This is a genomic window from Chitinophaga hostae, from assembly GCF_018224885.1.
Taxonomy (GTDB): Bacteria; Bacteroidota; Bacteroidia; order Chitinophagales; family Chitinophagaceae; genus Chitinophaga; species Chitinophaga hostae.
The window spans coordinates 120,887-135,987 of the sequence record NZ_JAGTXB010000016.1; the positions used below are offsets into that span (position 1 = coordinate 120,887).

General features: G+C 45.4%; 9 protein-coding genes. 6 read left to right on the forward strand and 3 right to left on the reverse strand.

Going from position 1 to position 15,101, the window contains the following annotated elements:
* Positions 1 to 31: 31 nt before the first annotated feature.
* From KE626_RS25240 to KE626_RS25250, 3 genes are all read right to left on the reverse strand, one after another.
* The gene (locus KE626_RS25240; protein WP_211975793.1) at positions 32 to 1,330 is read right to left on the reverse strand and encodes a hypothetical protein; all 1,299 of its coding nucleotides are present in this window, start codon (positions 1,328 to 1,330) and stop codon (positions 32 to 34) included.
* Positions 1,331 to 1,343: 13 nt separating this feature from the next.
* On the reverse strand, positions 1,344 to 2,732 hold the full coding sequence (locus tag KE626_RS35100; protein ID WP_346344476.1) for an aminopeptidase P family protein: 1,389 nt from the start codon (positions 2,730 to 2,732) through the stop codon (positions 1,344 to 1,346).
* 102 nt (positions 2,733 to 2,834) lie between these two features.
* Entirely contained in the window at positions 2,835 to 5,294 is a 2,460-nt protein-coding gene (locus tag KE626_RS25250) for a TonB-dependent receptor (protein WP_211975794.1), read from the reverse strand.
* Positions 5,295 to 5,483: 189 nt separating this feature from the next.
* Between KE626_RS25250 and KE626_RS25255 the strand changes: the two genes are divergently transcribed.
* From KE626_RS25255 to KE626_RS25280, 6 genes are all read left to right on the forward strand, one after another.
* The gene (locus tag KE626_RS25255) at positions 5,484 to 6,503 is read left to right on the forward strand and encodes a sensor histidine kinase (RefSeq protein WP_211975795.1); all 1,020 of its coding nucleotides are present in this window, start codon (positions 5,484 to 5,486) and stop codon (positions 6,501 to 6,503) included.
* Between the two features lie 3 nt (positions 6,504 to 6,506).
* Positions 6,507 to 7,229 (forward strand): LytR/AlgR family response regulator transcription factor, encoded by a 723-nt coding sequence (locus KE626_RS25260; RefSeq protein ID WP_211975796.1) that lies wholly within the window; start codon positions 6,507 to 6,509, stop codon positions 7,227 to 7,229.
* Positions 7,230 to 7,708: 479 nt separating this feature from the next.
* Positions 7,709 to 10,933: a DUF1553 domain-containing protein gene (locus tag KE626_RS25265; protein ID WP_211975797.1), complete on the forward strand. Its 3,225-nt coding sequence runs from the start codon at positions 7,709 to 7,711 to the stop codon at positions 10,931 to 10,933.
* Positions 10,934 to 10,939: 6 nt separating this feature from the next.
* Complete coding sequence (locus KE626_RS25270) at positions 10,940 to 12,463, forward strand: DUF1501 domain-containing protein (protein WP_211975798.1); 1,524 nt, start codon at positions 10,940 to 10,942, stop codon at positions 12,461 to 12,463.
* Positions 12,464 to 12,481: 18 nt separating this feature from the next.
* Entirely contained in the window at positions 12,482 to 13,591 is a 1,110-nt protein-coding gene (locus KE626_RS25275; protein ID WP_211975799.1) for a twin-arginine translocation signal domain-containing protein, read from the forward strand.
* Positions 13,588 to 14,922 (forward strand): c-type cytochrome domain-containing protein, encoded by a 1,335-nt coding sequence (locus KE626_RS25280; protein WP_211975800.1) that lies wholly within the window; start codon positions 13,588 to 13,590, stop codon positions 14,920 to 14,922. The genes KE626_RS25275 and KE626_RS25280 overlap by 4 nt, the downstream gene beginning before the upstream one ends.
* The last annotated feature ends 179 nt before the right edge of the window (positions 14,923 to 15,101 follow it).

The following is a 15,101-nucleotide window of genomic DNA, read 5'->3' on the forward strand; positions in this document are numbered from 1 at the left end:
TATACGCGGTGCTGTATGGAGGCCTCCCCTGTTATTTTGCTTTGATCAGATCGGCGGGTGTAATTTCGTTGCTTAACAAATAGCCAAAGGTATCCCAGCGTTTATCCGGATGCCCTGCGGTATTTACATCAATGTATTGTTTGATCAGGTCCTGTCCATAGTTATAATTGATCACATAACTGCGGTTTTTCTTAATGAACAATAATCCTTTGGCGGCAGACTCGCGGTTGAGCAGCGTATAGTTCAGCAGCCATTGTGTGGCAACGGAATCGGACATGGCGCCACTCAGCAGGCCCCTGGCTACTTCGTTACGTGCGTAGTTAAGCTTTCCTTTTATGGCCAGTGCTTTAAAATAGGTATCTGTTCCGGTGGTATCCAGTCCTGCCAGTGGCAATAGTACATTCTTAGTGTACACTGCTTTTTCTTCCCCGGGAAAAGCCATTTCAATGCCGTAATTGGCGCTACCTTCTGCAATCAATGATTGGGGACTGAACAATGGGTACAAGCATATTTCCACCCATCCCTTGTCGCGATAAAGGTTTTTCTCCAGCAGCATATTATAAACATGGTGACCCGGATACCCTTCATGACAGGCCAGGTCTATTGCTTTTTCGATAAAGATCTGCAGATCTGCGCTCACCTGGATCAGGCTGTTGTAATGCCCCTTATACCAGTTATAACCCATCCATGATTTACCACTTACATATTCCAGGGTGAAGTGTTCTGTTTCCGGCAAAGCATAATGTTCCAGGGTGCGCTTACGCGCTTCCGCAATGGCGGTTTTAAAAACAGTATCCAGTTTATCATGGGGAATAATAAAGCGGTTGGCAAATTGCTGGTAACGCTCTACTACCGGCCCTTTCCCTGGCAACAGGCTATCCAGTTCAGCTATCAGCGACTGGTAATACTTTTCCGGGTAGGCCGGCGCCACGGCGCCAAACAAATCTTTTGATTCTGCATCGAAAGACTCATACTCCCCGGAAAATATTTTTATGCGTCGGCCAAAAGCGGCGAGTTGCTGGGTGATCCAGTTTGTCCTGGTGCGGACCGTATCATTCTTTGTTTCCGCTGCAATTTGTTGCAGCGATTTCTTCAACGCAGCTACTTCCGTCAGAAAGCTGTCTTTGGGAAAGGTGGACTGCTTAGAAACGGGTTTTAATGAATCCGGGCCATAATAGGCATCTACAAAGTCTGTATCATATTGCCCAATGGCTAGTCCGAGGCGTACATATTTTTCGGCCAGGTCATTCAACGAGGCACTTTCCTCTTTCCGGGCAGTACAGGACAGTATCAATAAAACAGGCAGTAGTAACAATAGTTGTTTTTTCATGTAACGGGCAATTTTATAAAGCGATCAGGTTTTCGATATCGGTGGCGGTAGTAGCGAAAGGCCGGCCCAGCTTGCGGCCGCCGTTGGCCGTGATGAGGAAATTATCTTCTACCCGTACACCTCCGAAATCGTTATAGGCCGCCAGTTTCCCGTAATTGATAAACTGTTCATGTTTACCCTCCGACTGCCAGGCGGCGGTGAGGAGCGGATTGAAATAGATACCAGGTTCTATGGTAAATACAAATCCTTCTTCCAGCTCCCGTCCAAGGCGCAGTGATTTTAGTCCGAATTCCGTGCTCTTTTTCAGAGAGTCGGTATACCCTACATATTCTTCTCCCAGGTTCTCCATGTCATGAATATCCAGTCCCATCATATGTCCCAGACCGCAAGGGAAAAACAGGGTATGTGCGCCTGCGTTCACCGCTTCTGCGGCATTGCCTTTCATGATGCCTATCTCCGTAAGCCCCTGTACCAGCTTTTCGCAGGCCAGCAGGTGCACGTCTTTATAGCGTATACCGGGACGAATGGCATCAGCCGCCGCCTGGTAGGCGTTGTGTACAATGTCGTATATTTCCTTTTGCACGGTGCTGAACTTCTTATTCACGGGATGTGTGCGGGTAAGATCACCGGCATAATGCATGGCATTTTCGGCACCACAATCACATAATACCAACTGGCCGTTTTGCAAAGGCGTATGATGCGGGTGATTATGCAGGAACTGTCCATTTACGGTAAGAATTACCGGGAAAGAAATATTACCGCCTCCGGCGATGGCTACCGCCTGCAAGCCGCCTGCTATCTCCGTTTCTGTAACGCCTGCCGCTGCCAGCTCCATTGCTTTCAGCTGCATATCGATGGTAGTATTTACCGCAGCTTCTATTTCACGCAGTTCCTCGTCCGTTTTCACCTCCCGTTGGCGAACAATAGCTTTGATCAATGTTACGGACACACTTTGCGGGATCAGCGCAACGGGAATATCCAGCCATGCACTCAGCTTCACGGTAATACCGGCCAGGTAGGGCGGCAGAAAATGAACAGGTTGACCGCTGTTTCTGCAGCGCAGCAAAAAATCCGGCAACGCAGCAGCAGGCCTTACCTCTGTAATCCCCGCCTTTGCCGCCTGGGAAGCTAAGGAGTCCGCAGGCCCCATCCACATGATCTCTTCAATGGTGTATTCATCGCCGAACAATATCTCCCGGTTATTATCTATATCAATAACAAACGTAAGGCCCGGACGGTCAATACCGGCAAAGTATAAAAAGCAGCTATCCTGCCGGAACGGGTAGATATTATCCTTGTAGTTCATACTGCTATCATCGTTTCCGGGCAGTAGAATAATGCCGCTGCCAATATCTGTTTGCAGTTTGTTTCTCCTTTTGGTGTACGTTTCTTGTGAAAACACTGGAATATTGTTTTATGATGGATGTTGCTATTACGGGTTTAAAATTAGCTAACAAACCTCAATAATAAGTCAATAGGTTAAAAAGAGCGGATAGCGGGTTAATTATTGCAAAGAACCACCCACCCCTCTCCTCCTCCGCTCAGGATACTTAGGCATTTCCTCCGGTTCCTTCTCCTCACTGCTTTTATGCGCCCCGCCAAACCGCCAATTAAATGCGATAGCAACCGACCGGTTATAGTAACGGGTAACTGACTGACTCTGGAAATTAGGCGCCATCGCTATGCTGCGCTGTTGGAGGTTAGCCTGGAAAGGGTTGACAAACGAAAGCGTAATCCTCCCCTGTTTCTTCAGCACTTCTTTTTGAATAGCCATACGGTAGGTATACTCCGAAGTATTTTTGCCTTGCAGGGTAATAAAACCATTGCTATAATCGCCGGATAATTCGAACGTGTAGCCGTTTGAAATAGTATAAGAGGTGTTTATATTAAAAGAGTGAAAGAACCCGCTGTTACCAATCTGCAAGGCCTTACTATTAAACCATACCTGGTATAGCTCCAGCCCTCCGTTAATGGTCCAGTTATCATTGAACTGGGTATACGCATTGATATTTGTACCCAGCCGTTTACCGGACGCTATATTTTGGGGTAAGGTTCGTGAAATACCGCTGCTATCAACGGTCAACAGCGACTCTATCGAATTTGAACTGAAGTTAAAATAAATGCTGCTGACTAAATTGAGACCGGAAGGGGCATTGTAAATATGAGAAGCCTCCAGCGAACGTGTAAGCTCCGGACGCAGGCGGGGATTGCCCATCGTCAGGTTACGGGGGTCGCTCGCATCCGTATAAGGATTGAGATCCCAGATGAAAGGCCGCCGAATGCGCTCGGTATAACTAAACTTGAGTTCGTGTATTTCGTTTAACTTTTTCGCTATAAGTATATTGGGAACCAGGTTGCTGAAATTCGCTTTAAACGGAGGCTTGGCTCCTTTGAAACCAGCTGCTATCCTGGTAAACTCGTAGCGGGCGCCCACACGGAAACGCCAGTTGTTTTTTGTCTGAAAATCCGTACTGATATAGGCGGCAACGATATCCTGGAAATATCTCATGGAGTCGCTGCGCTGCAAATCCGGCTTCAGATCATTACTGCCGCGATTGTCAATATTATTATAAACAGCATAATTACTTACAGCATCGTTTTTACTCAACCGCACTCCCATTTCGGCAAAACTGCTGCCCGCTTTATTGAATGGATGCGTATAATCTGCCTGGAAACTATAATCTTTACTTAGCCCTGAATTGGGGCTTATCTCACGAAAAAAATGTTGTCCGGCAGGCGTAAACTGATCGGTATTATAATTGGAGCGATCTTTAGAGCGGCTTAGGTTTCCCAGCAGCTGCAGCTCCTGTTTGGCGCGTTGATAGCGCTTCACATAGTTGAAGGAAAGGTCAAAGTAATGGTAACTTCCTTTCTGGTCGCTGCTTTGATTATACTCCGTAGCTTTTCCCATGTCGTCATAATGATTATACAAACTGTTTTTCACCGGCCATTGTTCATGCCAGTAAGAAAGTGTGACACCAATTTTTTGGGTTGAATCAGGCCGATATTCCGTTCCCATTTCCAGGCTTGCTCCTTTCGTCTTTTGCGTCATATCGGAACGTTGCGTAAGACTACCGGTGTTTTGCCCATTGTAAAACAAAAGCCGGCTCAATTCAGCATTCCTGCGCTCCTGCTCAAAAATACCACTGCCCATAAAATTAAAGTCGATCTTCTTACGCGATATATTTAAACCAACACCGGCGGTTTGTTCCCGGTTCCCGGCGCTTATGTCAATGTTACCAGCCGTGCTTTTTATCTTTTCCCTGGTGATGATATTAATAACGCCGGCGGCGCCCTCAGCTTCATACCTGGCCGACGGGGCAGTAATTACTTCAATGGACTGTATAGTGCTGGCGGGGATCATCTTTAAGGCTTCCTTCAGGTTTTTAGCAAGAATGCCTGATGGAAGGCCGTTAAGCAGAATTTTAATATTTGAATTTCCCCGCAGATTCACGGCGCCATCTGCGCTGACGGTTACCATGGGTGCCTTCCGCAGCACATCCGCCGCAGTTCCGCTCCTGTTTCCAATGTCCGCAGCCGCATTATATACCAGTTTATCCCCCTTGCTTTGAACCAGTGGCTTACGCTTTTTCACCTCGAATTCATGCAGTTGCGTGCTTTGCTTTAACAGGGGAAATGAAACAATGTCCGTTGCGGATTCCTTCACCTCCATGGTTCCGGAATACGGCTCATAACCTGTATGGGAAATGCGCAGCGAATAAGTTCCTCTTGCAGGTACTACTATAGTGAACCGGCCTTGTTTGTCTGTCAGCGTGGTTTTGACAATGGTGTTGATCTTATCTTTCAGTACGATGGTGGTCGATTCAAGCGGCCTGTTTTCAAAGGCATCAAACACCACACCTTTGACCTGGAGCGACGCTGCATCGCCGGAAACCACGGATTGCGCCCTAACCGGTATCGAAATTATTATTAAGATTAAAGCAGCGAGAAGTTTATCTTTCATCTGATATACAGTTTTCATATTGACCTTTATAATCCAGCCGCTGCAAAAGAAAATGTTTATTTTTCCCACAGGAAATGAGAATGAGCAAAGCCGCTATTTAAATGACGAACGTCTTTCATCATTTAAATTTTACAGATAGATGTAAAAATCTGACATTGGTGGTCAGGAAAACTATAGGAGAAAAAAGCTATGACAAATTGGTTCAAAAAGCGTTACCTGCAGGAGATTGGGATATTCGTAGCCATGTTCATTCTTACCATGGTGAATCAATTCTTCCAACTGGATTCGTTCAATGCTTTTCTCAAAGGGCTGGTATTTTTTATAGTAATATATGCAATGGCACAGCTCCATTGGCAGCTCATTTTCCCTTTATTCTGGAACAGGAAGTATAAGCAATATGCAATGGCTACTTTGGGTGCCTTATTTCTCGGTATCCTGATCCTTTGGCCCATAGATTACTTCTGGATCGATCCGGATACGTTTCGGCAGGAGCATATTCTTTCTATTTTACTGTACTATTTTGTTATCAATATTGCCAGTGTAAGTACCATTATCTTTTTGTTCCTGATCAGACAGCATGCCTCGCAGATCCGCAAAAGAACGGAAGATAAACTGCTGCTGGCAGAAATGAATATAAGGTTATTACATGCCCAGCTGAACCCCCATTTTCTTTTCAACATGTTTAATAACCTCTATGGTGTGAGCCTGGCCGAACCCGATCGTGTTCCCAACCTGATTTTGAAACTGTCGCAATTAATGCGATATCAGCTTGAAGATGGCCGGAAGCCCGCCGTTCCGCTGCAGGAAGAGATCTCCTTTATAGAAAATTACATCTCCATAGAAAAAGAACGGGTAGGAAAGCGCTGCGAAATTTTATTCTCTGTGCAATCCGGCAACCAGGAATCGGCAAAGGTGGCCATTGCCCCGTTAATCCTTATTACGCTGATAGAAAATGCGTTTAAACATAGCATCACTACTTCGGGAAACTCATTTGTTCATACCAATATCCTGTTAGCCGAACGGGCATTAACAGTTGACATTGTAAACTCAATGGGAGATCTCCCTCTTAAAAGCGGCTCAACGGGCATTGGTCTCGCAACCATCCGTGAGCGCCTGGAGCTATTGTATGCGGGGAAATATAACCTGGACATCACTCAAAACGAAACTGAGTTCAGGATCATTTTAAAAATGCAATTAAATTATCAGTAGCCTATGGAATCATTACGCTGTATTGTTGTAGATGACGAAGAAGGAGCCCACCTCGTACTTGATCACTATATAAAAGGAACAAGTAGCCTGGTATTGATTGGCAATTTTTACAACGCTGTCAACGCCATGGACTTTATGTTTAAAAACCAGGTGGATCTACTTTTTCTTGATATCAACATGCCCGGTATCTCCGGGTTGGATATGCTGGAAGCCATGTCAAATCCTCCATTGGTGGTATTAACCACCGCCTACACCCAATACGCCCTCACCGGGTATAAATACCAGGTAGTAGATTACCTGGTGAAGCCTTTTGAACTTGCCAAATTTATGGCGGCAATAGATCATGTATTCGCCCGCTATCAACCGCGTGTTGCCAGGAACTCCGCTCCTCCCGGGCAACCAACCCCGGATAGCTTCCTGGTATTAAAAATTGATACCGGTATAGTAAAAGTCAGGACGGCCGGTATCACCCATATACAGAGTTATGGTAACTATGTCAAAGTATTTACAGACGATAAAATGTACCTGAGTGCATCCACCACCAGCGAAATAGAACAACAGCTGGATAAACGCCTCTTCAGACGTATACACCGGTCGTATATTGTAGCACTGTCAAAGATCCGGTCGTTGGAAGGAGCACAGGTGAACCTGGAAAACGGCTTGGTATTGCCGGTTGGCAAGACTTACAAACGTGAAATTCTGGAACACTTTACGAGAAACAGCTAAGCGCATTCCCCTGTACGCGGGATTATGTATGGCCAAAATATCTCCTCCCAATCAATACAAGAAAATTTATAACTACTTAATTACAAATACATTAATTAAAATATACGCTCAACTATATTTTTTGAAATTTCTTGCATTACATTTAAAATGTTCATATGTTTGTACAAACACCCCTTTAAGATCGGGGCGATACTTAAAGTTTCAGTAAAAAACTTTAAGTATCGATTAAAATAATGCAATAATACTGATGTTGATCAATCTATCTTTGGACCGGGTTGAAACCGACAATGGCTGCTACCGAAATCCTCCATGCGCATAGTTTCGGGGGCAACCTGCTGAGGTTTTCCGATAGGAACTTTAAGGGCTGAATTTCTTACATTTAGTACAACAGTGAAAATGAATTTAGAACAACCATTCACAAGTCAAGGGCAATAGTGCTAAAGGCAATAGATTGATTATAAACGCCGAATATTTACGTTATGAAAAGGCTCCTGTTTATACTGCTTGGCGCTGTATTGTTACTTGCCGTTATCTTCCATTATTCAACAACTGTTGATTTGCCGCCTGATGTAAAGGAGGCTTACAATGCTCTACCAGGTTCACCGGACTATAACGCTGATGTAAAACCGATCCTGTCCGACAAATGTTTTGCCTGCCATGGGCCCGACAAAGCCAAGCAAAAGGCGGGTCTGCGATTGGATATCGCCGACGCAGCCTACGCCGATCTGCCCGACAATAAAGGCAAAGTAGCGATAGCCCCCGGAAATTTAGCCGGCAGCGAATTATTTCACCGCATCCTGTCGGATGATCCAAAGTACATGATGCCTTCACCTGAATCGCACCATACCCTTACTGCGCAGGAAAAAGCCATCCTGATCAAATGGATCAACGATGGCGCGGTTTACAAACCTCACTGGGCTTTTGTTAAACCGGTAAAACCTCATATACCGGGAGCGGATGGTACCATCAACAACCCTATCGATAATTTTGTACTGGCTAAACTAAAACAACAAAAATTACAACCGTCGAAGGAGGCGGATAAAGAATTGCTGCTGCGCCGCGTTACACTTGACCTCACGGGACTTCCACCTACCATAGCCGAAATAGATAATTTTTTAAAAGATGGTACGCCTGATGCCTATGAAAAACAGGTTGACCGGCTGCTGTCGTCCCCACACTATGGAGAAAAAATGGCGGTCGACTGGCTGGATGTTGCCCGCTATGCTGATTCGCATGGATATACGGTCGACAGGATCAGGGATATGTCGCCCTACCGCGATTGGGTGATCAAAGCTTTCAATACCAATTTTGCATATGATAAATTCATACAATGGCAACTCGCTGGCGATCTGATGCCACATCCCACCCGCGATATGATCATTGCCACCGCTTTTAACCGCAACCATCAGCAAAACATGGAAGGTGGAATTATTGAGGAAGAATTTCAGAGCGAATATGTTATTGACAGAACAAATACTTTTGGCAATGCGATGCTGGCCATGTCTGTAGGCTGTGCCAAATGCCACGATCATAAATTCGATCCAATATCCCAAAAGAACTATTATGAACTGTTCAGTTTCTTTAACAACGTAAAAGAAGCCGGCCAGATATCCTTTGACGACGCGCTGCCTACCCCAACCTTACTACTGCCTGGCGAACAAAAAGAGCAAATACTCCGGTTCATCAATAACAACATAAAAAAACAACTAGAAACCGTTGCTCAAACAGAAACCAAGGCTGCTGCCAGCTTTGATAAGTGGATCAATGATGGCGGCTACAAAAAACTATCTGCAGACAAAATTCCCGGCAACGGCATACAGGCATACTACACTTTTGATAAAGGGAACCTCGTTAATAACACGAACCCCAAAGATGTTGCCACCATGAAACGCGAAACCGGGCAGGCAGGTGACAAGGCCGTGTTTGAGAACAACGGTAATGGTAAAGCCATTGTACTCAATGGTGACAGCTGGTTGGATCTCAATAAAACCGGTATTTTCAGGAAATCGCAGCCATTTACCATAGGCATGTGGGTCAACATCCCAAAGCAGTTAACCGAGGGCGTTATCTTTCACAAAAGCAACGCCGAGCGTTTATATAATTTCAAAGGATATCATCTCTATCTGCATAACAACAAGCTGGAGCTGAATATGACACATACAGGTCCGTCAAATGCCATTACAAAAGTGAGCATTGCTGATGTACCGCGTGACAAATGGATACAATTGACAGCCACTTACGATGGTTCGTCGAAGGCCGCCGGGTTTAAGTTGTATATGGACGGCTCGGAATTACCGATGGAAACTACGATGGACGAGCTGACCAAAGATATCCTTTTTAACGGAGGCGGTCCTGGCCTGCAAATAGGCGCCTGGTGGCGTGGCCGTGGCTTTAAGGATGGCAAGGTGGACGATATTACCGTTTATAACCGTACGTTAACGCCGTTCGAAATTAAAGTACTGGCGCATAAAACAAGCTGGCTGGAAATTGCCGCTAAGCATAACACCGCATTAACGCCGGATGAGTTAAATAATTTAAAGGCATACTATCTTTCAGCAGTAGATCCGGATGTACAATCCGAGGAACAAAAATTAACTGCGTTGCGCACCGAGTTATCAGATTCAACAGAAAATATTGATGAAATAATGGTAATGCGTGAAATGGCCCAACCTAAAAAAACGTTCCTGCTAAAGCGGGGCAATTATGATATGCCGGGCGAGCAGGTGTTTCCCAATACGCCGGAGGCTATTTTGCCCTTTGATAAACATCTGCCAAAGAATAGGTATGGTCTGGCACAATGGGTGACCAGCCCTGATAATCCACTTGCTGCAAGGGTTGCCGTAAACCGTTTCTGGCAGAACTTTTTTGGGACAGGGATCGTAAAAACTTCAGAGGATTTTGGCAACCAGGGTGAAATGCCAAGTCACCCCGAGTTACTGGATTGGCTTGCCACCAGTTTTATTGAATCCGGCTGGAATGTAAAGCAGCTGAATAAAATGATTGTCATGTCAGCCACGTACAGGCAGGATTCCCGGGCAAGCAAAGCGGCCGTGGAAAAAGATGCAGAGAACCGTTTCCTTTCACATGGTCCCGCCTATCGTATGCAAGCCGAAATGATCCGCGATAACGCACTTCTGGCAAGCGGATTACTCGACACGCAAATAGGCGGCAAAAGCGTGAAACCCTATCAACCTGAAGGTCTTTGGGAAATCAACAACACCACCTATAAACCCGATACGGGCAAATCCGTTTACCGGCGCAGCTTGTATGTGATCATCAAACGCTCGGTACCTAATCCAACACTGGCAACTTTTGATGCCACAGCACGTAATTACTGCACCATGCGCAGGCAAAATACCAATACGCCACTGCAAGCACTGGTGACCCTCAATGATCCGACCTTTGTAGAAGCAGCCAAAGTAATGGGCGAGCAAATGGCCCGAACGGCAAACAACCGCGAGGCCATCATCACCACTTATCGTAAACTGACGGGACACAGGCCCACAGCAGACGAAATAAGCCTGCTGCTCACACTGCAACAGGCCGAGTTAAAAAAATTCAGGCAGCATCCTGAAAAACAAACGGGCTGGTTGAATACAGGACAGTATAAGATCGATAATACGCTGGACAGCGCATTGATCGCCGCCAATGCAGTAGTTGCCAGCACCATCATTAACGCTGATGCATCATTAACCAAAAGATAAATTTGTATGTCTGATTTTCACCATGATGCGGAGTTCAGGCTCCATACGCCGGAATTTAATGAGCTTAATAAAAAGCTGGACCGTCGCGATTTTTTAACCAAAACATCATTGGGGATCGGGGCATTGGCCCTGGGTTCGTTATTCGGCAACAAACTGTTCAGCAGTTCACCACATATAGCGCCTGCTTCAGGTGTAGCGACCGGCGACCTCGAGGCGGATATTTTAAGGGCACTACCCCACTTTGCACCAAAAGCAAAACGGGTGGTATACCTGTTTCAAAGCGGCGGCCCCTCTCAGTTCGAAACATTTGATTACAAGCCCATGCTGGCCAAAATGATGGGCCAGAACCTGCCCGATTCGGTACGCAAAGGACAACGGCTTACTGGTATGAGCGCCAACCAAAGCGCGCTACCCATGGTGCCATCATATTATAAGTTTAACCAGCACGGTCAAAACGGAACCTGGATGAGCGAATTGATGCCTTTTACCGCGGCAGTAGTGGATGAACTTTGTATCGTAAAATCAATGTATTCAGAAGCGATCAATCATGACCCCGCTATCACTTTTTTTCAAACCGGCAACCAGTTACCCGGCAGGCCCTCTATCGGATCGTGGATAAGCTATGGCCTGGGATCGGACAACAATAACCTCCCAACGTTTATTGTACTGGTGTCAAAAAACGGGCAAAAAGATCAGCCGCTATACGCCCGGTTATGGGGCAACGGTTTCCTGCCATCTAAATACCAGGGAGTACAGTTTAGAGCAGGGAAAGATCCCGTGCTATTTCTAAACAATCCCGACGGGTACGATGGGAAAAACCGGAAAGAAATGCTGGAGTACCTGTCGAAACTAAATCAGATGCAAAACGCTGCTTACGGCGACCCGGAAGTAGATGCCCGCATAGCACAGTATGAAATGGCCTATCGTATGCAAACCTCCGTACCGGAGGTAATGAGCACCGCAGATGAGCCAAACGAAATATTTGAAATGTACGGCCCCGATAGCAGGGATTCCGGTACCTATGCCGCCAACTGTTTACTTGCGCGCAAGCTGCTGGAAAAAGATGTAAAATTTATACAGCTATACCACCAGGGCTGGGATCAGCATAGCAATCTGCCCTCAGGCATCGCCACGCAATGTAAAGCAACAGACCAGGCTACTGCCGCGCTGATTAAAGATTTAAAACAGCGGGGCTTATTGGAAGATACATTGGTAATATGGGGCGGCGAATTTGGCCGTACCGTATATTCCCAGGGCAAGCTTACGGCAAATGATTATGGCCGTGACCACCATCCGCGTTGCTTTACCATGTGGATGGCCGGCGCAGGAGTTAAACCCGGTTTAGTATATGGAGAAACAGACGACTTTAGCTACAATATTGTAAAAGATCCCGTGCACGTGCACGATTTTCAGGCCACCCTGCTGCATCTGATGGGTATAGATCATGAACGGCTTACCTACAAATTCCAGGGCAGACGCTTCAGGCTTACAGATGTGGAAGGAAAAGTTGTAAAGGATATATTAACTTGATACTATAAGATAAAATTCATGGAAAATTCAAGAAGAAATTTCATCAAAAATGCAACTATTGCATCTGCTGCGATGGCGGTTACACCCGCAAGAAGTTTTGCCATCTTACACAAAGATGTACAGCCCGATGATCATATTATTGGTCAGGGTGAATTTACCTACAAAGCAGATAAGAACTGGGCAAAAATCAGTGTAAACACAAACCCACTCGCCAACTGCCACGAAATGGTGCAGGATAGCAAAGGCCGCCTCATTATGTTGGGCGACCATACCCATAACAATATCCTTATCTTCGATAAATCAGGCAAGTTGCTGGATTACTGGGGTACTGCCCTGCCCGGAGGACATGGCTTAAGCATCAGCAAAGAAGGTGACGAAGATTTTTTACTGCTTACGGATTGCGGCTGGGCTTTGGACAAAACAGGAAATGGCTATGGCCAATCGGGCCAGGTACTGAAAACTACGCTCGACGGTAAACTGATATTTGCCATAGGCCATCCGCGAACTATTGGTATTTACAAGGACGATGAGCCCTTTAAACCAACAGAGACTGCCGTTGCACCCAACGGTGATATTTATGTGGCCGACGGTTATGGCTCCGATTATATTATACAATACAATAGTAAAGGACAATATATACGTCACTTCGGCGGGCATCATAATACAAACAAAGACCATAACCTCATCAATGCCCATGGCGTAACAGTTGATACCCGCGATAAAAATAATCCCACATTGATTTGTACCTCGCGGGAAGAAAACTGCTTTAAAATATTTACGCTCGATGGTAAATTTATTAAGCGTATAGACATGCCCGGTATGTACGTATGCAGGGCGGTGATCAATGAGCAAAACATTTATGCCGGCGTGTGCTGGTCAAAAGATGCTGCTGGTAAACGTTTTGATTATTCCGGCTTTGTTACCATCATGAATGCCAATAACGAAGTAGTATCAAACCCGGGAGGAGCTGCACCGGTATATAAGAACGGGGTTTTACAACCCACTTTACAGGCAACAAATCCTGTTTTTCAACATGGTCATGATGTTTGTATTGATGAGGACAAAAATATGTATGTGTGCCAGTGGAATGCCTATCATACAGCCCCGGTGAAATTAACGCGTATATGACATTAGGTAACATTACTACATTTTCAGGCCATTTGCATCCGCTTATTGTGCATCTGCCAATTGGCTTTATTTTACTGGCGGCTGTTTTTAATATTTTATCATACAACAAAAAGTACGAGAATTTAAAACCAGCCGTATCAGTAACCTTACTCATTGGATTTATATCGGCAGTACTGGCCTGTTTGTTCGGCTATATTTTGTCCCTGTCGGGCGATTATGAAAAGAGCACATTACTCCATCATAAATTATCCGGTATTACGCTCACCGTTATTTCCGGCATTTTATATTATATATCTACCGAAAAAGTGATACGCGAGATACGCATGCCGAAGAAACTATTCTCCGTTTTACTCCTCGGCATGATAGCACTCATGAGCTATAGCGGGCATGAGGGAGCCAGTCTTACCCACGGCAACGACTACCTCAGTGTACGCACGCTGATGCAGCAGGTGCGCGAAAAACCGGCAAGTGTTCAAAGTGCCATGATATTCGAAGATGTAGTAGCCCCTATTTTACAAAGTAAATGTGCCCAGTGCCACCAGGGCGGTAAACAGAAAGGAAACTTTTCCGTCGAAAACCTGCAAACACTATTAAAGGGAGGCAAGACCGGCCCGGCAATAGTTCCCGGGAAATTAGCCGAAAGCGAATTGTTTAAACGTGTTACACTCGATCCTGGGCATAAAGATTTTATGCCTGCAGATGGTAAACCACCGCTTTCAAAAAATGAGATACAAATAATCAAATGGTGGATAACGAAGGCCAATGCGGTGGAAGGCAAAACATTGGCACAATTAAAGGACGCCGACTCCATACAAATGCAGGTAAGTACCTACCTGGGCTTTAATAAAAATACCGCTGAAAATGCAGACGGGAATGGGGTTACCCAGACCATTAATGCCGATATTCCCATACATGCAGACACTTTGCCGATGGCGCACCTTCGAACAAAAGGATTAATGGTGCGGGTGATGCTAAAAAAGCCAATCATGCTGGATGTTACACTCCCCGTCAATTCAGGTGTGAAAATGTCAGAGATCAGGGACGACCTGATGCCCCTGGCCAAAAATATTATCTGGCTGAACCTATCCGGTAATAACTTTACCGATAACGATCTGCATATTTTAGCATCATTTATTAATCTTGAAAAACTACGGATAGAAAAGAACCCGGTTACAGACGCAGTATGCAATGATCTTATATCTCTCAGGCACCTGGAAGCCGTAAATTTAAACGAAACTAAAATAACCGAAATGACCGTGGCCAACCTCAAAAAAAATACGGCCATAAAACGAATTTATACCTGGGGTACAGCAGTAAAGCCCGCTAATTAGTATTACAATATTAACAACCAAACTCCACGCTCTTCCCCAGCCCGATTTTTTTATCCAATAAAAATAGAGGGGAATCAGCAGTCCCGCGTTTATAGATTAACAGGAGGAATTCTTTTTTAAAAAATTTTCCTCGCTATGCACTTTAGCGGAAACACATGCTTATTAAGTATCATATTTAT